Genomic DNA, 23,683 nt, shown 5'->3' with positions numbered 1-23,683 from the left:
GAAGGGCGTTCACATCCGGGATGCAACATACGGCCGGATTTATTATTGCCTTGCTGCTGGCCATCGTCGCACAACTGCCTGCGGCGTCCGCCCAGGTGAAAGTCGATGCAGCTGCAGGCCAGGTGCTCAAACTGACGATGGGGCAAGGGCAGATATTGCGTTTCGACCAGCCTGTTGAATCGGTGTTTCTCGCCGACACGTCCATCGCCGATGTGCGTGTCGTGTCGCCAGGCGCGGTTTACATCTACGCCACCAAGATCGGCAATACCAATCTCATTGCCCTCAGTCCCGATCAAAGCACGCGCGGGACGGTTCAAATTCGGGTTGTCGGCAATCCGAGAGACGCCCAGCAATCCGCCCGTGCCCTGCAGCCCACGACGACGGTCGATATCACCCTGTTCGGCGAGCAGTTTGTCGGTACAGGTCAGACGAAGAGCGTGGGCGAGGCGGTGGATACCGACAATGTACTGCAAAGCTATTCGAAACCCGATAAACCTGCTCTGAACAACACCACGATTTCAGGACCAAATCAGGTCAATATCCGGGTGCGGTTTGCAGAAGTTGCGCGCAACGAGCTCTCTCGCTATGGCCTCGACTGGAGCGCGTTCGTCAACAGCGGCTCATTCTCCTTTGGCATTGTGAGGACCGGCAATACAAGCGGCGAGGGGGGCGGTACAGCCATCGGTGTCTCAGGCAGCAATGTGAACGTAAATGTGCTGCTCGATGCCCTGCAATCGAACGGTGTTCTGACAATCCTCGCCGAGCCGAACATCACAGCCGTCACCGGACAAACCGCCAGCTTTCTGGCGGGTGGTGAAATTCCTGTCCCGGTCCCGGTTGGCAATGACCAGATCGGCATTGAGTACAAGCAGTTTGGTGTGTCGCTGCAGTTCACGCCCACGCTCCTGCCGAACGATCGCATCGCCTTGCAGGTGCGGCCAGAGGTCAGCAATGTTTCCCAGGACAGCGTCGTATCCATCAACGGACTGGTTGTCCCATCTCTGCGTGTGAGGCGTGCCGATACCACTGTTGAAGTGGGAAGCGGACAGACCTTCGCTATCGCCGGCCTTTTCCAAAGGCAGGACACGCGATCGATCGACAAAACGCCGGTCATAGGCGACGTGCCGATACTTGGCGAACTGTTCAAGTCCAAGCGGTTTCAGCGCAACGAGACGGAACTGGTCATCCTGATTACACCCTACCTGGTAACGCCGACATCATCGCGAAACCTCAAAACACCGCTGGACAGCCCCACCGGCACAATATCGGGACCGCGCAAAAAAACCAGGAAGAACGCCAACAAGGGATATGGCTTCTATGTTGAATGATCGCCGATGCACCCGGCCGACGGCCATTCGTCTCGCAGCTCTTCTCGGTTGCTTTTGTATTCTCACCGGATGCATCGGCAATCAACCGCAGCCCTACTCGCCGAATTACAGCTATCTCAGAATGAAGGACGCCAGACCTGGAGTGGTCAGGAAGGGGTACGACCAAATGGCGTCACCGCAGACCGTCCTTGTCCCCGATGCGTGTATTACGCCCGATACCGCCGATGACCCCGTCTATCTGCCGTCGGGATGCTCGAACAACCTCAACCTGCAGCATATGGCCGCCAGGAAGCAGGACCTGATGCAGGGGCGGGAAATGGGTCCGGCGATGGCTGCACCCGTTGCGAGGGCGGCGCAGAATTACATCGACGGAGTTGCTCCCGAGGATCGCCGTCAGCGCCGACGCGTAGACGATTACAGTCAACCAACACAATAGGGACAATCAGCATGATCGATCGGTACAGGGATGTGTTCACATGGTGTTGAGTTGTTCGCGGACCATGGCTATTCTTGCAGTACTCGTTGGAGCGGGACTGGTCTCCGGCTGCGTTTCTGCCAGCGATCCGGAAAGTTCCGCTGGCAAGCCTGTAAGCGAGCAATCCAGATTGTTGAATATCGCCCGCGATATCGATGCGAAGGGTGAGACCGGTACAGCTCTTGCGCTCTATGAGCGCGCGGCGGAGATGTCGACGAATGATTCGACGACACATGTCAAACTTGGCAATGCCCGCCTGAAGGATGGCGACCCGGAGGGCGCCGAAAAAGCTTACCGGACGGCGTTGCAGATCAATCCGCAAGACGCGGATGCGCTGCTCGGGCTTGGAACAATACAGTTGCAGCACGGCGACGCCATCGGGGCGGCAAAGACGCTTGCTCCGGCGGCGCAAGCCGTAAATTCCGTATCCGCCTACAACAAACTCGGAACTGCGCTGGTCCTCGCTGGTGACGGCGCGGCGGCTGAAGGAGCGTTCACAAAAGCCTTGGCCCTTCAGCCTTCCAATCTCGACACAAAGACCAACCTCGCGCTCGCCCAGGCGTTGTCGAACAAGCTTCCGGACGCATCGATCGGCATGGACAGTGTGGTGGCATCGCCACTGGCGGAAAAGCGCCACTTCGTCAACTACATGATCATCCTGAGCCTGTCTGGAGATACGGCGCGTGCGCGTGCGATCGACATTCCGGACATGCCGGCAAACCAGAAGAACCAGATATTGGCGAAGGCCGCAAAATTGCGTTCAATTCAAAGTCCGGCGGAACGAGCGCAGGCAATCGGACTGCTTGCGTCGACTTGATGTCAAGGTTTGAAATGTGAGTCAGACAAGCGAAGAAAAAACGCTTCCCGCTTCGGACAAGAAGATCGAGGACGCGAGAAAAAAGGGCCAGGTGCTTCATAGTCCCGATATGGTTTCGGGCGTGATCATGCTGTCCTGCACGATTTTTCTGATTTATATAGCTCCGGTCCTGCGAGCAAAGATTGGCGCCCTGGTTGAAGAGGCATCCCATATCCATGACCGGCCTTTTGCCGACGTATGGCATCGTCTGAGCACGATTGCGGTACAAGCCCTGCTCACGGCGACCTTGCCAATTCTGCTCATTACGGTCCTTGCCATTCTCATTACGAACGTGGCCGTCACCCGGGGATTTGTTTTCTCCGCCAAACCCATCGAGCCAGACTTTGACCGGATCAATCCTGCAACCGGTCTGAAACGGATATTTTCGCTCAAAAGTGTCGTGGAGTTTGCCAAGGCAATATTCAAGATCACTGCGGTGACGACGGCGTTTGTTGTGGTGTTCCAGGCTGGTTTAGGGGTGCTTTTTCAATCCCTGGCGTGTGGAGGTGCATGCCTGCAAGCGACTTTCATTGCCATGATCAGGCCGCTGGCGGCAATTGCCGTAGCAGCATTTCTGATCATCGGATTTTGCGACATCTTTCTTCAGCGCTGGTTATTTCTGCGTGAAATGCGCATGACGAAGACTGAAAGCAAACGCGAACAGAAGGACATGGAGGGTGATCCACTCATCCGTCAGGAACGCCAGCGACTACGCCGCAGTGTCGCGGGAACGAAGCTGGGCCTGCGGAGCGCCGTCCTCCTCATAGGTGAACCCGGGACAGTTCTTGTCGGAATTCGCTACGTTCGCGGCGAGACCCCTGTACCTGTCATTGTCTGCCGCGCGTCCGGCCCCGTTACGATGCAGATGCATGGTCAGGCCGGACAATTGGGCATTCCTCTGTCAACGGACGGAGACCTTGCACGTCAGATAGCCAACACGGCGGCAATTGGTGATCCGGTCCCGGAACGAGCGTTCCAACCGGTTGCAAATGCACTCGTCGCAGCGGGGCTGATCTGAATGTTGCTATCCCATCGCTGCAACGAATCTCAAGACAGAGGAATCGTCCAATGGCCGTCCTGAAATCCGGCACCAGAGTATTTGCGGTATTGTTCGCAGTTGGTCTTTTTCCCGTTTCAATCGGTGCATTGGCACAAACCAGAGAGCCGTCTCCGCCCGTGCTGGACAAGAAGAACAGGAAAGTCTGGCTACAGCCCGGCTACATCGACTTTCTCATGGGGTCGGAGAGCTATCCTCCTCGCCATTCACGCAGCGCCAGTGCGTCGGCGAGCTCCATCCACACCGCCATTGCGCGTCAGATGGTTGCCTACGCGACCCATGAGAAGCCGGGAACCATCATCATCGAGACCCAGGACCGCGCGCTCTACCTGGTGCAGCCAAACGGGCGCGCGCTACGCTATTCCATTGGTGTGGGGCGGGAAGGCTATGGCTGGCGCGGCACTGAACGTATCTCAAGCAAGCGCGAGTGGCCGGAATGGCGGCCCCCGGCGGACATGCTCGCCCGCCGCCCGGATCTTCCCGCACACATGGCCGGCGGGCCGGACAATCCCCTTGGGGCAAGGGCTCTGTATCTGGGGAATACGCTTTATCGCATTCACGGCTCCAACGAGCCCGGGAGCGTTGGCCAATCATCATCATCGGGATGTTTTCGAATGACCAACGACGACGTCGTTGACCTTTCCCGCCGCGTGAAGGTTGGAACCAAAGTCGTCGTGCTTTGACTGTTATCGATGTGCCGGCAGGGGTATCGTTGACCTGCCGGCCTTCTCTCATCAGCTCGTCAAAATGAGATTCTGCCTCGTCCATTCGGCCAATTCCGGGATCGTGCGCGGCCGCCCCATCGATGGATCACGAGAGATTGTTCCACCATCCGGCATCTCTAGTGGTTCGAGGCGTTTGGGCGCTGTCATAGGGTATTTGCCATGTTCGTCCGGCTTGGTTTCGTGTACGCCCCGCACGAATTCACGTAGCTTGGCCATGTCTTCGGTCTTTCGCAGCGACTCGGTTAGAGCCTGCGGGGTCATGCCCAATTCCTTTGCAAGGGGTTCGACGATGGAGCCGACGCTGTTGCCGTCACCGTCGTGATTTGAAAGGATCCTGGCCGCCTCCTGGTCGAACCCCGCCTGCACGAGGAATTTCTCGGTCGGCCCCTCGTAATAGTTTGCGATCTGTGTCCTGCGATACTGATTGTAGATCGCCTCACCGATGATGCCGACGGCAGCAAGGCCAGCGCCCCACAAGCCCGCCTTTGGGGATTTCATCAGAGACAGGAACGTTCCAACAGTGGTCGTGGCTGCGAAGGCCGAGTTTGCCCATTTGCCTTTCGCCGCATAGTCGAGCGTATAGGCGACCATCAAAGCTCCCCCGGCGCGGTCGAAATACTTGGAGAACCATCCCCATTTCGACGTGCCGCTGACCTCGGCAAAACGCGTGGTCCTGTCCAGGAAACCGCCTTCCGCCACCTTGCCATGTTCAATGAGCGAGCGCACGCCACCGGCAGTCAGTTGGGCCGCTTCTTGCGCGATCCCGGCCGTAAGCCAAACACCGAACGATTGCGTGAGAAGGCCGGGCGTGGCGAAATTATCCTTTGCGCTTCCCAGATAAAGCAGGCCCTGAACCGCGGCCAATCCTTTACCAAATCCGGACGCCGTCGTTATTCCGGCACGCGGGTCGAACTTTGATCCATCAAAAGCCTTGCTGAGACTTTCAATGGCAGCTTTGCGTGCCTTAGGATCGGTTGCGGCATTCGGTCCGTTGAGAAGAACGGATGAACTTTGTGCGAGCTTCGGGTCAAACTGCCCGGGGCTCATGCGGGATGCGGTATCGATGCTGCCCGGTGTGGGGGGCTTGTAGGACTTGTTTCCACCAAGAGCTTCATAGGCCGCCACGGTTCTGTGCATCCCGATTACGGCACGGCCCGACCAGTACAGTGTAGGTACAGCCGGCACCGGTTCGGTTGACGGTTTTGCGGTGGCTTCCACATAGGCCTTGCCCATTTCTGTCCAGGCCTGCTCACTGTTGCTCACAGCAAACTGACTTTTTTCGTCCTTCTCCAGGCCGTCGGTAGCGGCCTTGTAGCGATCAAAACCATCGAGCCCCTTCAAGTCTTTCAGATCGCTCTCTGCTCCATGCAGAACACTCAAGGTGCGGAAAATCCTGGCACCCTGCTCGTCCATCTTGTCTTTGCTGCCCTTGTTGCCGGCAATCGAATCATTGAGGCCATCGGTCAGCTGTTTTGCAGACAAGGATGACTTCCAGTCATTGGCCACAACAAGGTGGTCCTTGGCAAACTCACCAACGATATTCTGGCTGTTCTTCGTCAGGTCGTCCGTGCCCTTGATTGCTGCATCGAAGATAGCATTCGCGCCGGAGGTATTTCCGGATTTGTTGAGCTCTTTGACCACTGCGAGCGTCAGGGTCGGGTCATTGCCGCCTGCAATGGCGCGGCGGAATGGATCCCCTGCAGCCTCGGGATTCGCAGGTTTGATCTCTGGATAGGGAATGCCCATTTCCTTGCCGATCTTCTTCTTGTCTTCGAGCGAAAACTTCCTCGCTTCTTCCGGGAGCCTGTTTTCCCAATCTGCAAACGTCTTGTCCGTGGTATCCTTGATCGCCCTGGTGATCGATTTTGCGCTGTCATCAATGATCTTCTGGCCACCTGGAGCGTTGGGAATCCGGCCGAGCACCTCCGAATAATCGGCAAGCGTGTCGCGTTGCGTCATTATGAGCGACAGGTTGATTTCCTTCGAGGCGCTGGAATTCTTTCCGCCCAGCAGACTGTCGGGCAGCGCCCCGGACTCGATCGCCGTTCGTTGGCCGATCGTCTTCTGGATAACATCGAGCACCTTGACGTTCTTGTCGCCAAAAGCCTCCGTTGGCTGATTGGCCTGCTGGATAATCAGGACGGCCGTTTCGTCGGTAACACCCTTCGTCACTTCATTGAGTACTTTGGCGGCACGGCTTGCGCCATCTTCTCTCCTGGACTGCGCCTCGTTCTCGCCGTCAAGACCCTTGAAGTCGTTTTTGCCTTCGCGGAAAGCATCCTGCACACGTTGCGCGGGTCTGTTCACCAGTATTTCCCGTCCACTGGCGTCGAGCGCGTCAATGAAGCCTTTGTCGGCCGGGCCATATGTTTTCAACACTTCTCTGGCGCTGTTGATAGCGGCCTCGCCGCCGTCGGGAGCATCCTTGGCGAGTGTTTCAAACTGCCGGACCAGCTCGGCCTGCACTTCGCCCCATCGAGCAGGATTTTGTTGGGCGGCCGTTATCGCGTTGCTAATCGGCTCAAAAACAGCATTGAGATTTGTCTCAACGTTTTTCCGCTCCTCCAGCACCAGGTTCTTATAGTCTTCCGTCTGTGGTCCGAGCGCCAAAAGGTCAGCCTGACGTTCATCGAGATAGACTTTGAGCGTGCCCGGTGTGTAGGCCTGGTTCTTGCCAGCGGATTCCAGATCAGTGTGGACCGCAAGCTTCAGCGCCTTCGTCTTTTCATCTTTCTCGCCCGGGCTCGCCGCCTTGTCGACATCCGTTTGCAACTGATTGATCGTATCAAGGCTTGTGCGCCGTTCCTCGTTGAGGACCCGCAACGTGTCGCCCTCGTTAATCACATCGGCATCGCGAATGTAGGGATTAGTCAGCATTATGTCGGGGACCGTCTGTTCGTAGAGCGGCGCTATTCCACTGAGCGTCTCGTTCTTTCGAATCGTATGGTCTATTCGGCCGTCCTTCTCCTTTTCAGGGTCGCCTTGGGGCACCGATGGCTGTTTGGCTTTTTGCACGGCGTTTGCAAACAGGTCCGTCTTTGGGGCCTGTGGCAGAAACAAATTGCGTTGAAGCGGTGCGAATAAACGACGATTGAAATCGAGAATGCCCATACGATCACCTCTGATAATCTGTCATGAAGATTGCGTGACAGATTTATGAAACGAACCGGGGCTTGGCAATCGATTTTGCAACCAGGGGTAGAGTGATTAAAAGAGGTCAAAGAATTAATCAGGGCTTTCCTCTACAAAAGCCTCAGTATTAGGGTTTTATCTCTACAGGTTAAGCTATCAGCTCAGAACAAGCCCGTTTGGAGACGTTTCTCACTTTTCGATTCAGTCCAGTTATGTATTTGATTCAAAAGTTGAAGTAATTTGCTAGTCATGTGAGCTCGCGAGATTTGTTGTCGCTGATACGCGCAGCATAGTGAATATTCAGCATTTTGCGCATCAACCACATTGCGCGCTATCGGCATTTTCAAACGAACGTGTGCCACAGGTTCTCATGGTTTCTCAGCGCTGAACCGTCGCTAATGTCCGCGCGATCCTGGCTTCGAAAATCGTTGGATGGCTTGTGTGGTTGCATCCCGGGCGGCGACCACACAAGTCAATAGTATAATCAGCACCAGTTGCCATCTTTACTGTGAGGCGATGCGACCAACTGGATAACGCATGCTTCGGATGGTTGACGCGACGCGCGCAGTCCGAATTCAAAACGAATGAAGATACGTCGAGGGCTCCTTGGAGAAAACCGCTATCATGAAGTAGTATGCCAACGAAGACTGTCCATTGAGGGACCAGGCATATGGCAGCTGAATGGATCTCCCGGCTGAAGGGACATGCCGATCTGATTCAGAGTCTTGTCCAGGAAGTTCCAAGGGCACTGGCGCGCCCGGGTCTCACCCTTGAGCAAGCGGAACGTTTGCATGCTGTCATCGAGAAAGGCGTTCGCGATTTTGACGACGTTCTGCAAACTATGGATCAGATGGACGTCGATGAGCAGTACCGGGAAGTTGCGGAAAGCCTGGCCCGAACCTGGCTGCAGCTGCAAAATGAGGCTGAAAATAAATTGCGATCGATGAGCGAGACTGAACCGTCACCCGAGGACACAACTCAACTCAACGACAATGATGAAGAAGTCTGGGCTGATGTCGATGATCCGGACAAAACATAGATTCTGATCGTGGCTGCCTTTGGGAGCGCGTGGGCACCCGGCAGCCGTGACGTGACGCTTACGGCGCCATTTCGTCGTAGTTACTCTTTCCGGATGATCTACCCTCGTCCATCTCAATATTGCTATCATGACCAGGTTGCCTCTATGTGACTCGCGACAACGAGGTGGTGCGTGTTGCTGCGGATACTACGTCTGGCGAGCAGACAGGCGCATCGTGATACGCGACGCGTGTGGAGCTGCCCGACACCGAAAGCGAGTAATCATGAACAAGATCTGGATTCTATCATTCATTCTGATGACATTGCCGGCAGCGGCAAAGGAGCCTCAAGCAGTCACAGTAACGCCGCTCATGAAAACAACCCGGACTGTCTCGGGGCAGCCGATCGAAATGCCGAAAAACCCTGAGGTTACCGCAAGCGTCTGTGAAATTGCGCCCGGTGCGGAGTTGAAAGTGCACAAACACCCATTCCCGCGCTATGCTTACATGCTGTCTGGTACGCTTGCCGTTACCAATATCGAGTCCGGCAAGATTACTACGCTCGAAGCAGGAGATTTCTTTGTCGAGGCGCTGTCTCAGTGGCATAAGGGCAAGAATGTCGGCAAGAACCCGGTGAAAATCCTTGTTATTGACCAGGCGCCAAGGGGTGAAAATAACGTCATCACCAGATGATGCGTCGCGTCGGCCGAACCAGCCGGAGGCCGGTACCTTTTGCATAAGTTTCTGATGCAGAAGAATTTTCTCGGATACAGGTCGAGTTGATACCCAATCCACAGAGCTTTTGGATGTCTGGCCGCAACGATGGCGCACCCATAGCCAAGCGAGTTGAACGAGCGTCGGTCGCAGCCTCGAATTGCCGAACTTCGACACCCTTGCTCGTGATCGATCGCTCCACTCTTCCAGGGCGTTGCCGCAAGGCCGGCATAGGCGGCAAGCTGGCGCCGGTTGTCATAGTGGCGGGACAGGCCTTCGGACCACAGGACGGTGGCAAGGTCCGCCCCGATGCCTTTGAGCGCGCAAATCAGCATCGCCGGGACAGGAGAGATGGCCTTCTCGGTAGCAAGCATGGCGTCGCATTCGGCCCCGACCGACTTGATCTGGTCAACCAGCAGCTCGAGGCGGTCGAGCTCGCGACCGATCTGCTGTTTCAGATGGGCCTCGCGCCAGCAGCCCGGCGACGTCACTGGCCGTCACAAGGATCCGCGAAAGACATCAATCACCGACAGAACGGAAAGCTCAAAAGCGCTTGACCTCAACACGCCGAATAGAGAAGAGCCAAAAATTGCTGGAAAGTAAAGAAGTTGCTGCAATCGGAACGACTGCCTGACCAGGGACAGCGCCGTGACTTTTTTTCCTGATCCTTATGGCTTAGCTACACCCAACTGCACAAGGAGGCACACACCATGGAATACGCCAATTTGACTATTCGTGTTGAAACAGTCACCAGAGATTTACTGCAAGAATTGGCCGCAGCTGAAGACCGCTCCATAAATTATTACCTGAACAGGATAATTAGACAGCACATCAAAGAGCAGCGCAAAAACGAAAATGGGGAAATGAAACGAACCTGAATGGTGATCGTAGTGCCAAAACGATGCTTGGCAAAAGAGGCCAGCCAAAATGATCAGACGTGGCTGGCGTCGCCGAAGCTTAACCTACCAGGCGGGTGATGTGTGCAATTCCAGGTGCGAACTTTCTTTTGAGCGCAAAGATGGGCCGAGCGCGAGGCAATTTGCGGACCGCCAGGGCGACCTGGCGAAACAAGCCGGTTATTGGCGGATTGGCGTCAATGTGACTTCGCTGCGGCGCCCCATGACAGCGCGTTCCAACCTCGCCGGTCGCGCTCGATGCGTGCCGGAACTCGCTCCGGCCCTTTCGGGCGGAAAAAAGCGCCTTTCCGGATAGTCAGCGGTTCATCCGGTCGAAGCCGGTGTTGACGGACAGGGTGTGGCAGGTCTGCTGAGGTGGTGTCTAGATTGCGCGACGTATCCGAGCCTGCAGCATTGCGATGTCGTGGGCTTGATGGTTCTGGTGAAGTCTGTAGCTCCGTCATTGTCATTCGTTGGCGCCGCCGGTGAAGGCCCGTGTCAAAAACGACGCGGCATCATCCTGGCCGATCGGATTGTCTTCGTTGATCTGTATGAACTGAGGCTAGTCGAAATCATGGCGCTTTTGCTCCTGTTCGGCGTTGTCTTGACAATGGAGCACCAAGACCGTCTGTCCAGCAAGCAACGGCGGGTCCGAATGATTTTCCCCTGTCCTTGTGGCCATTCCTCGCGGTCCAAAATTATCCGCTTGCCTATGGCTGCGCTTCGGATCCCGCTGTCCTTCACATGCGTTGCGGTCCTGCGGATGCTTCCCGGCCTATGGCCGGTCCTTAACCGTGTCCATCGACAACGCGAACAAAGGAGCAAACGCGATGACCGACACCCTCGTAAACTTCATCCAGATCAACGAAGACAACACGATCTCCGGCAATATTGCCACTGTGGCTTTCGACATCGACATCACCGGCGAGAAGCTGAACAGCGACAACCCGAAGGCTCCGGTCTTCAAGCTCTTCGCCAAGACACCGCGCGGCCGCAAGATCGAGATCGGCGGCATCTGGGAAAAGACCAGCGCGAAGGGCACGACCTACTACACCCTGTCCGTAGACACCGGCTACGACAAGCTGAACGCCAATCTCGGGCGTTACCCCGGCCAGGACGACACGACCCTGATGGCGGTCATCCCGTGGGACTGATGGCCGAAGCAGGAGGAGCCCTCGAAAGGGGGCTCTTTTCGTACGCTGGCGCTCCCGCGCCATTGCACCCCGGCCTTGGAATTACGCCCCCTGAACGGCCTCAGCTTGGCGCTTACATTGTACGGAACAAATCGTGCCCTAAATCAGTTCTTTGTATCGATGATGGGAGGTGTCGATGACACAGCAATCCATTGTGCTACCCACACTCGCTGCGATGTTCGCGCTGTTGGCGGCACTTGCCTTTTTATCGCGAGAAGAGACTACTGAGAACCAACCAGGATCAGTTCAAACATTGCGCCAGGGTCAATGACGCCCTGCAAGAACGGTAAGTCTTTCGGTGCTGGACACGGTTGATTTTCCTCTGGTCAATGGGTTCGCCCTTTGACGACTTTCTACGTCGTCAAAGCAACGCTGACAGAGTAATAGGCATAATTACCCAACATCAAGACACCTGTCCACCAGAGGATTATGTTCACTTCGGTAGCGATAATTACCTGGACTCAAGCGGCGATTGTGGAAGCCGAGGCTATCTTTACCACATCGTCGAACGAAGAAGAGTCTGCATGTGCTCGGCCAGGTCGAGCTCGCCGCGCGCCTCAATCTTCAAAAGATATCGAGCCTTCGCCCTGCGATCACCTTCGCTGATCGCAGGATAGGCGCATACTGCCAACAGCGCCCTTTCCTCCGCCCGGCCCGCGGTGTCGTGGCCCCGGTCACTGTCGTCCATTGCGTGGATTGCACTGGAGAATGCCGCGTATGTTTCCTTGTGCTCCTTGATCAGCGCCCGCAGATCACGGGACGATGCGCGGTACTGGCCTTGCGGGTCTGTAGCAAGAGCCGTTGCCCCAACCGTCGAGGCGATGACGGCGCTGCCAGAGTTAAGAAGCAAGGCACGGCGGTTAATCCTGGACATGGCGAACTCTCCCCTGGTCTCCTATCACGGCATCGCGGGCTGCCAGACCGGGTTCGCTAACACCAGCAGGCGCGCTCACACTATCATGACTGTCGGCTCATTCATGTCAGGATGAATAATGGCACCGTTGCGATATTGCCCACAAAACCTGACCGTCCGCTTGTCACATGGGAAGTCCTTCGCACATATTGCTGCGCCTCCCTGCTGTGGACACGGGCCGACGGTATCTCCAAAAATTCAGGCCGATCTCAGCCATGAATATCGTTTCGACCTCCTTTGCCGCCGATGCGCCTTGCGATTTCCGCTACGCCATGAGAGGCCAATTCTCCCCACTGCATGGAACGAAAATGCTTGAGCGATGTTTGTGACGGAGGAGGCAAACCAGGCGATGTTAAAGCTCGTTGGTGCGATTCTCGTAATAGCAGGTGTACTGTATTCCACCTGGGTGGCGCTCGGTCATCGCAAGTTGAGCCGGCCACCTCAATCCGCTGACAACGAAAATGCACCATCGTTGGAACCGGACAAGCAGGGTCTACGGTTTCTGGGATTGTCGAAAAACTTACCTGCCGTAATTGCCGTTGTGATTGGTGCCGCGCTTCTTCTTTATGCTGAATGACGGTGCCACCATACTGTTGGCCATCGAGGGACGTGGTGTGGTGCCATCAAATGCCGAGGCGATTTATTGGTTCAGCAAAGCGAAGCTGGTCGTGCTGGTGCCCAGTCCGATCTCGGTCCGATATACATGCACGGAATTGCCAGCCAAAAAACGAACAGACGGCAGCGAGCAGAAGATTAATGTCGCGCTTAGCCGGATTCCTCAAGGCGGCGCGCGAAAGTTTATCCCTGATCTCGATACCGCACTGACAAAATGTGTCTGGTTCGGCGGCGTATGAGAATTCTCAAACAACTCTGAACGAATCGGCCAAAACGTGGATGACCTGATCATCGTTGAGGCCGAGGCACATCGTTCCGTTACCGTCAAACGCTGCATAGGTTTTTTGAACAAGCGTACTAAAGTCGGCATGGTCCATGTGAGGCAGGATAGCGAAATTCACCAGGTTGAGGCCGGCATCGTTAACTTCGCTCGCCTTTGATCTGTCGTCCAGCGCATCCGCGTATCCGATGTCCGGAGTGGCAACAACGGATCCGGCACTTGAGCCGATATAGATCATGCCATCGCTGATCCGTGTCCGCACAAGATCATAAAAGCCGCTCCTGCGCATGTGATCGAGAAGGTAAAATGTGTTCCCTCCACTTACATAGACGACGCTGACTTCATTGAGAGCCACACTGACCTGATCCGGACTCTTGCCGACCAAGTCGAAATCGATCACCTCGAAACCCATCTCCTCGAACGGGCGGTAATGACTTTCGTAGTCTGGCTTCCATCCTTCGCCGTATGCAGCTGTTGGAACGATCATGAGTTTCGTGCCGTAAAGTCTGTCTGCGAGGATTGAACGGATCTTCGAAAAACCGGACGTGAGTTCAGAGGCGAGAAGAAGTTCTTGTTTTGTCATGGTTTCTCAAATTTTTGCTACCTGAAAGTAAACGTAGTCGCTTGCTGACCTTGCCGACAAGAGTATGAAGGCAAAAAGCGCTGCAAAGGAACTATGTTTGATATGTGGATTTACCCAAATTTCGGATTACTAGTTGGCTCCAGCATGGGGCGCAGGCTCCTCAGTCGAGATCGCATCCTTTGTTCGCTGTTGGACCTTTGACGGGGCGCTCGCGGAGTCGGGTAGAGCGTGGCAATGGCCGCCGTGCGAGCATTCGCATCCCTGATCTAAACGATTTTGCGACGATCGTTGGCCGAACCTGTCGACGGTCTGTAAGGTCCCCACGACGAAGGACGCAGGAACAACAGGTGGCATGGCATCAAAGACGACATTAAACGCAAAAAATCTCGAAGCGCTCGGCGTTGAAAGACTGGCCGCATTGCTGATTGATATCAGCAAGGGAAGTGCGGCTAACAAACGACGTTTGCGAATAGAGCTCGCAGGAATGCAGAGCGGCGAAGAGGTTGCTCGGGAAGTGACCAAGCGTCTGTCATTCATTGATCGGTCACAGGCGAAGATAGGTTGGCGGCGCGTTAAAGCGCTCAAAAGCGACCTCGACACCCAACGTCGTGTCATCGCTGAAACTATCGCCGGAAGCGACGCAGATGAAGCGCTGGAGGTGATGTGGCGTTTTATGGGGGTGGCTCAGTCTGTCTTTGGCCGTTGCGCCGACAGCAATGGGACGATCATGGCGATTTTCCGTCTCGCTTGTGTGGATCTGGGCATGATTGCAAAGATGGCGGGACCGGATCGACGTTTGCTTGCGGACCGCGCCTTCAGTGCCTTGCAGCACAACGATTATGGCCAGTACGACACTCTCATAGATGTGTTAGCGCCTGCCCTCGGCGTGGACGGTCTCGACCACTTGAAAATGCTATTTGTGGAATGGTCAATACAGGCCGAGGGCCATCTGCCAGGACCTGACCGGGCCGTCGCCGGCCATATCGATCGAAGGGCCTCCTACGAGGATATCCTCAATCTCCGAAAACGAGATCGAACCATACGAACGGCTCTGGAACAGATCGCCGATACTCAAGGAGATGTAGACGCATTCATCGCATTGCAGGATGAGCAAACCAGATCAAAGCCAGCGACCGCCGCCAAGATTGCTCGCAGGTTGATGGCCGCCGGGCGACCGGACGAAGCGCTCGACGCGATTAACAGGGCCGACCTCACAGACAGCGACGCAGTCCCTTTCGAATGGGAAGCCGTCTATACGGAAGTATTGGAAGCGCTGGGACGCAAAGATGAGGCCCAGGAATTTCGGTGGCAGTCTTTTGAACGAACGCTGCATGCTGATCATCTGCGCGCATATCTGAAACGCCTGCCAGACTTTGATGACATGGAGGCGGAGGAGAAGGCGCTTGCTTTCGCGGGGCGCTACGCGGATGTCCACGATGCCTTGGCATTCCTGTTGTCATGGCCAGCACTGCATGACGCGGCAAAGATTGCGATTTCGCGAGCGGCAGAACTTGATGGCGACCGTTATGAATTCCTGACATCCGCAGCCGAATCGCTGCGGGATAAACACCCCCTGGCATCAATCATCATGCTGCGCGCAATGATCGACTTCGCGCTCGACCGCGCACGGACCACCCGATACAGGCACGCGGCTCGTCATTTAGCTGAGGCCAAGCGGCTCTCAGCGGAGCTCAAAGATAGCAATCCCATCAATTCGCATGAAGACTATCTCGCGGACCTTAGGTCCAGGCACGGGAGCAAGATCGGATTTTGGAAGCTTGCGGTTTAAAAGTCCGCAATTAGATCCAATGGGGAGTGAACAGCGGCGTCGCTAAAAGTTATACCGAAGCCTTGCATTGGTATCGCAAGTGTGCCGACCAGAGGAACGCCATTCGCCGAGCGTTACGTGGGCTTCATGTATTATGGCGGCACGCCGAGACTCCAGGCAAGCTATCAAATGGTTTCGCAGGTCGCCGCACAGGGCGATGAGGAATCCAGGCACGTGCTCGTTCAACTGGCCAGAGAGGCACAGTGAGGATCGGGTGACAAAGTGGATTGCCCAAATCAGCTTGTGTATGTTTCAGGCGGCCTTTCCCCCGCAACTCTTCGAAGCTTGCTTCTTCACGCTTGCTGGTGATCCGAAATATTTTTTTATGCAAGAGCAGGTTTTTGCAAGACTAAAAAGAAACCTGGCTTGGTATGGTTCTTTGCCCGGTCTTGGGACGAGGAAGCGATGCCGGTCCCGCGTTCATGCGTTCCGGTCAATTGAGGGAGTCCATGATGTCAATCATACGAAATCTCGTATTCACCGGCGTGATTGCCGCGGCATCATTTGCCGTTGCACCAGCCTATGCGCTAACGGCGAAGGAATGCAGCGCCAAGTATCAAGCAGCCAAGGAGGCGGGAACGCTCGGAGGGCTGAAATGGAACGATTTCCGCAAAGCGCAATGCGCATCGGATGCGGCGGCGACAACCGACACCAAAAAGCCAGCAAGCAAGACGAAGACCGATACCACAACATCCACTGCCAAAGGTACCGATGACGGCGATGGCCTCACGATGAAAGAGTGCAGCGCCAAATACCAGGCCGCCAAAAACGCCGGAACACTGGGCGGGCTGAAGTGGAATGATTTCCGCAAGTCCCAGTGCAGCGCCGACTCTGCCGCTACGGCACCGGCAACCCCCACCAAAACTGCCAAGAAAGCTGCGTCAAGCAGTGACAACGATGGCGATGGCCTCACGATGAAAGAGTGCAGCGCCAAATACCAGGCCGCCAAAAACGCCGGAACACTGGGCGGGCTGAAGTGGAATGATTTCCGCAAAGCCCAATGTGGGGCTGGTGCATCGGTCGCCGCCAAACCCGAACCGGTTCAACCGACCAGGACTGCGACCGCTCCATCAGATGACAGCAGTGATGGTGGTGGTCTGACGATGAAGGAGTGCAGTGCAAAATATCAGGCGGCCAAGAGCGCCGGCACCCTTGGCGGAATGAAATGGAATGATTTCCGCAAGGCACAATGCAGTGCCAGCGCAGCAGCCAATGACGACGAGACCGCTCCGACGACAGATACCGCTACCTATACACAAGAGCCTGCTGCACCAACAACAGCTGCACCGCGCGGCGTCGCATTCCCCAGAGGTGTTTCGTCGAAGTATTCCAACGAAAGCGCCGGCAAAGCCCGCATGCACACATGCCTCGATCAATATTATGCCAACAAGGAGAGCAATTCGCTTGGCGGGTTGAAATGGATTCAGAAGGGAGGCGGCTATTACAGCCTGTGCAATTCCCGTTTGAAAGGCTAAACGAAATATACAGGAAGCGAGCGTCCAGCGTCGCTCGCTTCCTGCAGGTTGTCGGCGCCTGGAAGGTGAAATTCTCTTCTCGCGTCTGATGACGTTGCTCGGCAATCGATCCAAAAGTGAACTGATTACCCATGCCTTTCTTCGCCTCTCAGGTTAACGCCCACGCCCGCACATGTAACAATCGTCCAGCCAGACCGCGCTCAACGGAGCACTCCGGAGAAACCCACTGAATTGCCATCGCACTCTTATATGTGAAGCGCCCAAATGCGCAGTATATATGGGCGACTCCAGGACTGTACCAGGCCTGGGCTTGCAGCGTGCTGGCTCAACAGGAACCGGGAACGCGCTTCCCCAATCCAGCCGTCGCTGATATTGCACGCGCAACGGGAGAGCTCGCCTTCTTCGTACTATCGAGGTATTTCGGGTGGCAGGAGCTCGATCCCGGACCGTTTTGACAGAACCGTATCGACGAGGCCCCATTGCCTGGCTTCCTCCGCAGTCATGAAATGATCGCGATCCAGAGTTTTTTCCACCTCCTCGAACGAGCGTCCGCAATGTTTTGCGTAGAGGCTGATCATCCGATGCTTGGTTTGGCGCATTTCTTCCGCATGGATGAAGATGTCGGAAGCCTGCCCCTGAAATCCGCCGAGCGGCTGATGCACATGAATACTTGAATTCGCCAGAGCCGTTCGCTGACCGGGTTCACCTGCCATCAAGAGGAAAGAACCCATGGATCGAGCCGTACCCATGCACAATGTTGCGACCGGGCAGGTGATGAACTGCATTGTGTCGTAGATCGCAAGACCACTGGTGATGACGCCGCCCGGCGAGTTTATGTACATTGAAACGGGCTTGTTGGGGCTTTCCGATTCGAGAAAGAGCAATTGCGCGCAGATCAGTGCGGCCATCCCATCCTCGACCTGGCCGTTCAGGAACACGATACGTTCGCGCAGCAAACGCGAATAGATATCGAATGATCGTTCGCCGCGACTGGATTGTTCAACTACCATAGGGACGAGTTGCATCATGTCGCGCATGGGCGACCTCCTTTCTGTAATGTTCAGGAATTGGTCCTAGGCTGCTGCGCGCCGAGGTTGCGGCCGGTTATTGTTGGCTACGCTCATCGCCAGTTCATGCACTATGCTAAAGGTCGTGCCACCTCTACCATTTGCCCCGATCTGGAATGTCACGTAACTGACGGCGTCATTATCCTTCATGCTATAGCGCACGCGGGTATGGGGATCGGCGGATATCAGATGAATTTCGATGGATGGCTCGGGCGTATTTTCCTCCGGAACACCGCTCTTGCCGGTGGGTCGCTTTAACCACCGCGATACGTATTCTGGCAGCGTCAATGCCCGCCACACCTTTGACGGAGCAGCGTCCAGTTCATACGTTAGCTTAATGCTCGCGTCGGTCTTGTGCGTCATTGGTCCATCTCCTTAAGAAGCTGCTTCAGGTCGTCCACGCGACCTGGCCAGAACGCGTTGTAGCGGCTGAGCCATCGGTGAATTCGGGCCACGCCATCGGGATTGATCCGGTAGAGGACATTCCTGCCATGCTTCTGTTCCGCGATCAGTCCGGCTGTGCGCAGAACAGCCAGATGCTGTGACATGGCCGGCTGTGACAGCGCAAATCCTTGCCGCAGGTCCGTGGCATTCATTTCACCATCAGCCAGCCGTTCGAAAACGGCGCGTCTTGTCGGATCGGCGAGAGCCTTGAAGAATTCTGTTTCACTCATGCAGACACATAAGCACAGACTTATATGATTGGCAAGTTGCAAGTTTCGGTTCGCGAGCATGACTGACGGCAAGTCCATGCTTGCGCGGCTTTTCGAGCTTATTGGAAAGCACGTGCTGTTACGAGAAAAGTTCGTGACAAAGCATCTCGCAAAAGCCGTCGGGAAACGATGATTGGCTCGAAACCTCTAATGATTGATGTCGCCATCCACCGTCATAACATCCAGGCTACGGTCTTTCTGCAAGGACCGACGCCCGTTATATCTGGCTCCTGTCGCGATGTTGCCTGAAAGTTTGGGTGGCCAACTGCCGGGTCGAGATATGGCAGCGAATGAAGCCGCCGCTTGTCGCCTGCAGTGGCGGCGGGCTGTCACCACATATTGTACCAATTTGCCGAGGACAGCGTCCGGCAAGGGGACAACCTTTGTTCCCTGTTGATCTGGATTCCGGCATTGCCGGTACGCTCGGTTCATAGTTGTCCTTGCGCAGATCGGGGGCCGCATGCAGCAGCATTTCCGTATAGGGGTGTAAAGGCGAATTGAGCAGAGCGTCCGCATCTTCCACCTGCATCAGTTCACCGCGATACAGCACCGCCACTCTGTCGGCCAGCTGCCGCACGACGGCGAGGTCGTGCGAGATGAACAGCATCGATACTGAATGCTGTTGCTTGAGCGCCTTGAGCAATTCGATGATCTTTGCCTGGACAGACACATCGAGCGCGGAGAGGATTTCGTCGCAGATCAATATCTTCGGATTTACCAGTAGGGCACGGGCGATAGCGATCCTCTGGCGTTCGCCACCTGACAACTGTTCCGGAAAGCGGTCCAGATACGCTGCATGTAATCCGACGTTTTCCAGGGCCGTCTCAAGAGTTGTCGGCTCGGCCTCAATACCGAAATGAATGAGTGGCCGCTCGAGAATTGCACGGATGGTCCGGCGCGGATTGAGCGATGCGTCGGGATTCTGGAAAATATACTGGATCTGCCGCAACTGTTCGGGTGGCCTGAGTTTCAGCGTGGGTTGCAGTAATTTTCCATCCAACTTCACGCTACCCGATTGGGGAGGCAGACGCCCGCTTATTGCACGGGCAATGGTGGATTTGCCGCTGCCGGATTCTCCAACCAGCGCCATGACTTCACCTGGAAGCAGATCGAAGCTGATATTGCGCGCGACGGGCGGGCGTGCCGTCGAGAAGATCCTGCTCAGAATGTCGGGCTTTGTGTAGGACAGCGTCAGGTCGTCTACGGATAGCACGCTCTCAGGTTTCGAGTCTGGCCGGGCAGGAATTGTCGTATTGGGCTTTTCAGTCTGTCTGGCGTCTCTTGCATTGATGTCTGACCAATGCATGCAGGCGACCGAGTGCCGTTCTCCAACAGCGACCAGCGATTGTGCTGTAGAGCGGCACGCGGCTGTCGCAAAGTCGCACCTCGGCTCGAACTTGCATCCAGCCGGGATCTGATCGCGTCGCAGCAGCCCGCGCAAACCCCGCGATCTTGCAGTGGAGTGTTCCATTGTCGGGATCGAGGCTATCAGCCCACGGGAGTAGGGGTGCGCCGGGTTCGATAGGAGTTTGTCGCAGGATGCCACCTCCACAAGCTGTCCAGCATACATGACGCCGACACGGTCGGCGATCTGGGCAAGCAGGGCGAGGTCATGCGTGACGTACAGCATCGCCATGCCAATGCGGTTTTTGAGATCCTGCAGCAGTTGGATGATCTGACGTTGGGTGGTGACATCGAGACCGGTGGTCGGCTCGTCGAGGACGAGCAGGTCCGGATTGCAGGCGACAGCCATAGCGATCGTGACACGCTGCTGTTGCCCGCCTGACAGTTCGTGCGGGTAGCGCCGGCTCACATCGGGCAGGCCAACCAGGGCAAAGAGTTCCACAATACGGCTTTCAATGGTCGAGCCATCTGGAAGCGCGCGATGTTTTGCGATCATCTCGCGAATTTGCGATCCAACCCGCATACCGGGGCTCAGTGCAGTGGTCGGGTTCTGCGGAACGAACGCGATGCGGTTCCCGCGCAGGCGCGTGAGGGCACGGGAATTGACTTTGAGCAGGTCAGAGCCTTCAAACAGGATCTGTCCCGTCCTGACGGTGTTATTGCCGATACCATAGCCGAGCAGCCGATAAGCTACGGTGGATTTCCCGCAACCCGATTCCCCTACGAGGCCAAACGTTTCTCCCCGTTCGATGTCGAAGGAGACCCCTTCAACAACATCGATCCAGCCGCCCTCCCTGCCGTAAGCTATTCCAAGGTCTCGAACTTCCATAAGGCTTTTCATTGTCAGGCTCCGACAACCGGCCGTTGGCCAAGCATGCGCGAAAGACCATCGGTAAAGAGATTGAATCCGATAACGAGGGAAGCCAGACCGAGCCCCGGCCCGAATACCGTCACAGGAGATGCGATCAAAAGGTTGCGGTTCTCGCTGATCATCAGACCCCACTCAGGTGTCGGCGGCCGGATGCCAAAGCCGAGAAATCCGAGTGCGCCGATCAGGATTGGCGCGTAACTGAGACGCAGCGAGAATTCGACAAGAAGCACGTTAGCGGTGTTTGGGAGAATTTCTCGGAATATGATGGACCATGTGCCCTCACCACGCAGCTCGGCGACGGCAACGTATTCGCGAGTGGCGATTTCCATTGCGGCCGCCCGCGCTATTCGGGCGATGCGCGGCGCATATACAAGCCCCACGACAAGGACGATCAGTGCTGGTTCCCCCGCGAGTGCAGGGCCCGCAGCGATAATCATCACCAGCGCCAATGCCAGAAACGGGATGCTGATCATTGCCTCCACCAGGCGCTGCACGATCTCATCGAACCAGCCGCCGAGATACCCTGACAGCAATCCCAGCGTTGTGCCGAGAACCATACCAAGGATCGTTCCCGCGAAAGAAAGTATGAGAACTATGTGGGCACCGTACATGAAGCGGCTGAGTACATCGCGGCCGATCTGGTCGAGGCCCATCGGATGCTGCCACGATGCGCCGGAAAGTGGTATTCCGGTCGCCATTTGCGCAAAACCGTAGGGAGTCCAGAACATGCCGACGACAGCAAAAATTGCGTGAACCACAAGAATGACTGATCCGACTTTGAACGGGCCTGACATGGCGCGCCAGCGCCCGATATCAAGGTGTGGGGTGACCGGTCGCTTCCGGAGATTGGATGTCGTCAAGGTCATTGGCCTGCCCTCAGACGCGGTTGAAGGAGAATTGCGCAGATGTCCGCGACGAGATTGGCCGCGATATAGACCACCGCACTGATCATTACGGTCGCTTTGATCAGCGGGATGTCACGCAGTTGCAGCGCATCGATCAGCAGCGTGCCGAATCCAGGATACGAGAACACCCGTTCGACGATCACGACACCGCCGATCAGGAAGCCAAGATTGAGTGCGGTCACGTTTAACGCCGGTACGATAGCGTTCGGCAAAGCGTGTCGCCAAAGCACTGCATAGGCGCCAAGTCCCTTCAGTTCGGCAAGGCGGACATAGTCCGAACGCAGCACCTCGATAAGGCTGTCGCGCAGAACGCGGATGGCATAAACGGCCATCATAATGGCAAGAGTGACCGCAGGCAGTATGATGGCGCGGAGGGTGTCCTGCCAGCTGCTGGCCTCTGACACCGTTGCGAGGGCGGGCAGGATCGGCACCGCCACCGCAAAAGTAAAAAGCAGGATCGTTGCAAGCAGGAAATCGGGAAGCGACAACAACAGCAATGTCAAAACCGAAATTGCGTTGTCGATTATTCCGCCGCGATGCGTTGCCTGAATGATTGCCGGAACAATCGCAAGGACCAGATAGATTACAAAAGCGAGCAGAGACAACAGCAGCGTGTTGACGATGCGCGGTCCAAGCACATCCGCGACAGGACGGCCGGTTGCAAGTGAAACGCCGAGATTCCCGCGAAGCAGATCGACCAGCCAGTGCAGGTACCTGCTCAGTGCCGGCTGGTCGAGATGCAGCTGGCTACGGAGAACTTCAAGCGCTTTTGCGGTGGCATCACGTCCGAGAATACGGGTAGCCACATCTCCTGGAAGCGCCTCGAGTATCAGGAAAATAATGACGGAGACCAGAAGCAGGGTCAGGACAGAGAGTAGGGTTCTGCTAACGATCAGGCGAAGAATTGTCATTTCACATCCGTTCTCGCCGTCTGCAAAACGGCGTCAGGTGCCATGAAATCCGGAAGGAAGGCAGCGTCCGTCTCCAGATCACCGTGCCAGACATACAAGAGCACAAGGGACCGATCGCCAGAAAGTGTGGCGTGCGGCATCCAGGAGGGGTGGTGAATGATTTCGCCGATTCCGCGCGAGACCCACGGATCGCGTCCGGTCCGCCACGCGGACGGGCCGGTGACTGTGTAATAGAGTTCGTCGGCGGGGTGGTGGTGAAGCGGATAATGAGTATTGGGTCCAAGTAGCATGACGCCGAAGGCAATGTCGGGATCCGTCATCAAAACCGGCGGACCACTCACCGGTCCACAGATCACTCCATAACCGTAGTTGCTGCCAAAACCGGCGCTGGGAGGGGCCGCCATGTATGTCTTGCTTCGGGTAAAGTGCAGCGACGGCATCAGATCCAGAAGTGCTTTCGCCAACGAAGCATCGGGTGCACAGGCAGCCAGCTCGGCTTCGCAGATGTCCTGGACCGGTACGCGTCCGTCAGGAACCTCGCCCGCGCCAGTCAGGTCCGCTTGCAGGGCGCGCAAACGGTTTGCATGCGACCGCGCGATTTGCGTTTCGCCGCGATCCAGTTCATCGGCGAAACATTGAATGAACTTCGTCAATTTGCGATGCGTCATGCGTCAGGTCTCCGGCACGGAGCGATCAGGCTCCGTGGCTGATATGGTCAATCGGGAG

General features: G+C 56.1%; 24 protein-coding genes and 1 pseudogene. 14 read left to right on the top strand and 11 right to left on the bottom strand.

The features are described from left to right. The first annotated feature begins 20 nt into the window (after window positions 1-20). From CU102_RS03605 to CU102_RS03585, 5 genes are all read left to right on the top strand, one after another. Complete coding sequence (locus CU102_RS03605; RefSeq protein ID WP_106709603.1) at window positions 21-1,328, top strand: type II and III secretion system protein family protein; 1,308 nt, start codon at window positions 21-23, stop codon at window positions 1,326-1,328. A 166-nt stretch (window positions 1,329-1,494) separates the two neighbouring features. Further along, window positions 1,495-1,764, top strand: coding sequence for a hypothetical protein (locus CU102_RS30240; protein WP_245425159.1), 270 nt, complete (start codon window positions 1,495-1,497; stop codon window positions 1,762-1,764). A 64-nt stretch (window positions 1,765-1,828) separates the two neighbouring features. Continuing rightward, the gene (locus tag CU102_RS03595) at window positions 1,829-2,620 is read left to right on the top strand and encodes a tetratricopeptide repeat protein (protein WP_245425157.1); all 792 of its coding nucleotides are present in this window, start codon (window positions 1,829-1,831) and stop codon (window positions 2,618-2,620) included. A 16-nt stretch (window positions 2,621-2,636) separates the two neighbouring features. Next, window positions 2,637-3,677: an EscU/YscU/HrcU family type III secretion system export apparatus switch protein gene (locus tag CU102_RS03590; RefSeq protein ID WP_106709601.1), complete on the top strand. Its 1,041-nt coding sequence runs from the start codon at window positions 2,637-2,639 to the stop codon at window positions 3,675-3,677. Between the two features lie 50 nt (window positions 3,678-3,727). Continuing rightward, window positions 3,728-4,399: a L,D-transpeptidase gene (locus CU102_RS03585; protein WP_106709600.1), complete on the top strand. Its 672-nt coding sequence runs from the start codon at window positions 3,728-3,730 to the stop codon at window positions 4,397-4,399. Window positions 4,400-4,450: 51 nt separating this feature from the next. Here CU102_RS03585 and CU102_RS03580 read toward each other — a convergent pair whose 3' ends face one another. Next, window positions 4,451-7,456, bottom strand: a complete 3,006-nt coding sequence (locus tag CU102_RS03580; protein WP_245425155.1) for a LysM peptidoglycan-binding domain-containing protein — start codon at window positions 7,454-7,456, stop codon at window positions 4,451-4,453. 787 nt (window positions 7,457-8,243) lie between these two features. Here CU102_RS03580 and CU102_RS03575 point away from each other — a divergent pair. Both CU102_RS03575 and CU102_RS03570 read left to right on the top strand, forming a co-directional pair. Further along, complete coding sequence (locus CU102_RS03575; RefSeq protein WP_106709598.1) at window positions 8,244-8,612, top strand: hypothetical protein; 369 nt, start codon at window positions 8,244-8,246, stop codon at window positions 8,610-8,612. A gap of 262 nt (window positions 8,613-8,874) precedes the next feature. Beyond that, window positions 8,875-9,282 (top strand): cupin domain-containing protein, encoded by a 408-nt coding sequence (locus CU102_RS03570; RefSeq protein WP_106709597.1) that lies wholly within the window; start codon window positions 8,875-8,877, stop codon window positions 9,280-9,282. A 126-nt stretch (window positions 9,283-9,408) separates the two neighbouring features. Here the strand turns inward: CU102_RS03570 and CU102_RS30235 are convergent. After that, window positions 9,409-9,761: pseudogene (locus tag CU102_RS30235) on the bottom strand (transposase); the annotation flags it as partial. A gap of 252 nt (window positions 9,762-10,013) precedes the next feature. Between CU102_RS30235 and CU102_RS29660 the strand changes: the two are divergent. Both CU102_RS29660 and CU102_RS03555 read left to right on the top strand, forming a co-directional pair. Next, window positions 10,014-10,181: a hypothetical protein gene (locus tag CU102_RS29660; RefSeq protein ID WP_166648364.1), complete on the top strand. Its 168-nt coding sequence runs from the start codon at window positions 10,014-10,016 to the stop codon at window positions 10,179-10,181. 848 nt (window positions 10,182-11,029) lie between these two features. After that, window positions 11,030-11,353, top strand: coding sequence for a DUF736 family protein (locus tag CU102_RS03555; RefSeq protein WP_106709937.1), 324 nt, complete (start codon window positions 11,030-11,032; stop codon window positions 11,351-11,353). Between the two features lie 532 nt (window positions 11,354-11,885). Here CU102_RS03555 and CU102_RS03550 read toward each other — a convergent pair. Continuing rightward, window positions 11,886-12,266 (bottom strand): hypothetical protein, encoded by a 381-nt coding sequence (locus CU102_RS03550; RefSeq protein ID WP_106709594.1) that lies wholly within the window; start codon window positions 12,264-12,266, stop codon window positions 11,886-11,888. Between the two features lie 388 nt (window positions 12,267-12,654). On the opposite strand from CU102_RS03550, the gene CU102_RS03545 reads away from it, so the two are divergent. Then, window positions 12,655-12,882, top strand: a complete 228-nt coding sequence (locus CU102_RS03545; protein ID WP_106709936.1) for a hypothetical protein — start codon at window positions 12,655-12,657, stop codon at window positions 12,880-12,882. Next, window positions 12,854-13,159 carry a hypothetical protein gene (locus CU102_RS03540; RefSeq protein WP_133624456.1) on the top strand — a complete coding sequence of 102 codons (306 nt, stop codon included), beginning with the start codon at window positions 12,854-12,856 and terminating at the stop codon, window positions 13,157-13,159. Before CU102_RS03545 ends, CU102_RS03540 begins: the two co-directional genes overlap by 29 nt. A gap of 6 nt (window positions 13,160-13,165) precedes the next feature. Here the strand turns inward: CU102_RS03540 and CU102_RS03535 are convergent, their stop codons facing one another. Next, entirely contained in the window at window positions 13,166-13,783 is a 618-nt protein-coding gene (locus CU102_RS03535) for a Type 1 glutamine amidotransferase-like domain-containing protein (protein ID WP_106709592.1), read from the bottom strand. Between the two features lie 352 nt (window positions 13,784-14,135). Between CU102_RS03535 and CU102_RS03530 the strand changes: the two genes are divergently transcribed. The 3 genes from CU102_RS03530 (at window position 14,136) to CU102_RS03525 (ending at window position 17,086) form a co-directional block, all read left to right on the top strand. Then, on the top strand, window positions 14,136-15,572 hold the full coding sequence (locus tag CU102_RS03530; protein ID WP_106709591.1) for a DUF6880 family protein: 1,437 nt from the start codon (window positions 14,136-14,138) through the stop codon (window positions 15,570-15,572). A gap of 81 nt (window positions 15,573-15,653) precedes the next feature. Then, complete coding sequence (locus CU102_RS29655; protein ID WP_170115301.1) at window positions 15,654-15,818, top strand: hypothetical protein; 165 nt, start codon at window positions 15,654-15,656, stop codon at window positions 15,816-15,818. A gap of 245 nt (window positions 15,819-16,063) precedes the next feature. After that, the gene (locus tag CU102_RS03525; protein ID WP_106709590.1) at window positions 16,064-17,086 is read left to right on the top strand and encodes a hypothetical protein; all 1,023 of its coding nucleotides are present in this window, start codon (window positions 16,064-16,066) and stop codon (window positions 17,084-17,086) included. Window positions 17,087-17,493: 407 nt separating this feature from the next. On the opposite strand, the gene CU102_RS03520 is transcribed toward CU102_RS03525, so the two are convergent. The 7 genes from CU102_RS03520 to CU102_RS03490 form a co-directional block, all read right to left on the bottom strand. After that, window positions 17,494-18,123: an ATP-dependent Clp protease proteolytic subunit gene (locus tag CU102_RS03520; RefSeq protein ID WP_106709589.1), complete on the bottom strand. Its 630-nt coding sequence runs from the start codon at window positions 18,121-18,123 to the stop codon at window positions 17,494-17,496. 36 nt (window positions 18,124-18,159) lie between these two features. After that, a complete protein-coding gene (locus tag CU102_RS03515) occupies window positions 18,160-18,516 on the bottom strand; it encodes an SRPBCC family protein (protein ID WP_106709588.1) in 357 nt (118 codons plus the stop codon). Next, window positions 18,513-18,827: an ArsR/SmtB family transcription factor gene (locus tag CU102_RS03510; protein ID WP_106709587.1), complete on the bottom strand. Its 315-nt coding sequence runs from the start codon at window positions 18,825-18,827 to the stop codon at window positions 18,513-18,515. Before CU102_RS03510 ends, CU102_RS03515 begins: the two co-directional genes overlap by 4 nt. A 256-nt stretch (window positions 18,828-19,083) precedes the next feature. Beyond that, complete coding sequence (locus CU102_RS03505) at window positions 19,084-21,111, bottom strand: ABC transporter ATP-binding protein (protein WP_106709586.1); 2,028 nt, start codon at window positions 21,109-21,111, stop codon at window positions 19,084-19,086. Window positions 21,112-21,113: 2 nt separating this feature from the next. Then, window positions 21,114-22,007 carry an ABC transporter permease gene (locus CU102_RS03500; RefSeq protein ID WP_106709585.1) on the bottom strand — a complete coding sequence of 298 codons (894 nt, stop codon included), beginning with the start codon at window positions 22,005-22,007 and terminating at the stop codon, window positions 21,114-21,116. Then, entirely contained in the window at window positions 22,004-22,957 is a 954-nt protein-coding gene (locus CU102_RS03495) for an ABC transporter permease (RefSeq protein ID WP_106709584.1), read from the bottom strand. Before CU102_RS03495 ends, CU102_RS03500 begins: the two co-directional genes overlap by 4 nt. Then, the gene (locus CU102_RS03490; protein WP_106709583.1) at window positions 22,954-23,625 is read right to left on the bottom strand and encodes a dimethylsulfonioproprionate lyase family protein; all 672 of its coding nucleotides are present in this window, start codon (window positions 23,623-23,625) and stop codon (window positions 22,954-22,956) included. Before CU102_RS03490 ends, CU102_RS03495 begins: the two co-directional genes overlap by 4 nt. Between the last annotated feature and the right edge of the window lie 58 nt (window positions 23,626-23,683).

The organism is Phyllobacterium brassicacearum, assembly GCF_003010955.1.
GTDB classification, from domain to species: Bacteria; Pseudomonadota; Alphaproteobacteria; order Rhizobiales; family Rhizobiaceae; genus Phyllobacterium; species Phyllobacterium brassicacearum.
Note: the sequence above shows the minus strand (reverse complement) of the source record. Positions and strands in the feature narration are given on the sequence as shown.

Coding starts and splice junctions, on each gene's coding strand:
- CU102_RS03605 (WP_106709603.1), top strand. CDS start 21: ATGCAACATACGGCCGGATTTATTATTGCCTTGCTGCTGGCCATCGTC.
- CU102_RS30240 (WP_245425159.1), top strand. CDS start 1,495: ATGGCGTCACCGCAGACCGTCCTTGTCCCCGATGCGTGTATTACGCCC.
- CU102_RS03595 (WP_245425157.1), top strand. CDS start 1,829: ATGGCTATTCTTGCAGTACTCGTTGGAGCGGGACTGGTCTCCGGCTGC.
- CU102_RS03585 (WP_106709600.1), top strand. CDS start 3,728: ATGGCCGTCCTGAAATCCGGCACCAGAGTATTTGCGGTATTGTTCGCA.
- CU102_RS03575 (WP_106709598.1), top strand. CDS start 8,244: ATGGCAGCTGAATGGATCTCCCGGCTGAAGGGACATGCCGATCTGATT.
- CU102_RS03570 (WP_106709597.1), top strand. CDS start 8,875: ATGAACAAGATCTGGATTCTATCATTCATTCTGATGACATTGCCGGCA.
- CU102_RS29660 (WP_166648364.1), top strand. CDS start 10,014: ATGGAATACGCCAATTTGACTATTCGTGTTGAAACAGTCACCAGAGAT.
- CU102_RS03555 (WP_106709937.1), top strand. CDS start 11,030: ATGACCGACACCCTCGTAAACTTCATCCAGATCAACGAAGACAACACG.
- CU102_RS03550 (WP_106709594.1), bottom strand. CDS start 12,266: ATGTCCAGGATTAACCGCCGTGCCTTGCTTCTTAACTCTGGCAGCGCC.
- CU102_RS03545 (WP_106709936.1), top strand. CDS start 12,655: ATGTTAAAGCTCGTTGGTGCGATTCTCGTAATAGCAGGTGTACTGTAT.
- CU102_RS03535 (WP_106709592.1), bottom strand. CDS start 13,783: ATGACAAAACAAGAACTTCTTCTCGCCTCTGAACTCACGTCCGGTTTT.
- CU102_RS03530 (WP_106709591.1), top strand. CDS start 14,136: ATGGCATCAAAGACGACATTAAACGCAAAAAATCTCGAAGCGCTCGGC.
- CU102_RS03525 (WP_106709590.1), top strand. CDS start 16,064: ATGTCAATCATACGAAATCTCGTATTCACCGGCGTGATTGCCGCGGCA.
- CU102_RS03520 (WP_106709589.1), bottom strand. CDS start 18,123: ATGCGCGACATGATGCAACTCGTCCCTATGGTAGTTGAACAATCCAGT.
- CU102_RS03515 (WP_106709588.1), bottom strand. CDS start 18,516: ATGACGCACAAGACCGACGCGAGCATTAAGCTAACGTATGAACTGGAC.
- CU102_RS03510 (WP_106709587.1), bottom strand. CDS start 18,827: ATGAGTGAAACAGAATTCTTCAAGGCTCTCGCCGATCCGACAAGACGC.
- CU102_RS03505 (WP_106709586.1), bottom strand. CDS start 21,111: ATGAAAAGCCTTATGGAAGTTCGAGACCTTGGAATAGCTTACGGCAGG.
- CU102_RS03500 (WP_106709585.1), bottom strand. CDS start 22,007: ATGACCTTGACGACATCCAATCTCCGGAAGCGACCGGTCACCCCACAC.
- CU102_RS03495 (WP_106709584.1), bottom strand. CDS start 22,957: ATGACAATTCTTCGCCTGATCGTTAGCAGAACCCTACTCTCTGTCCTG.
- CU102_RS03490 (WP_106709583.1), bottom strand. CDS start 23,625: ATGACGCATCGCAAATTGACGAAGTTCATTCAATGTTTCGCCGATGAA.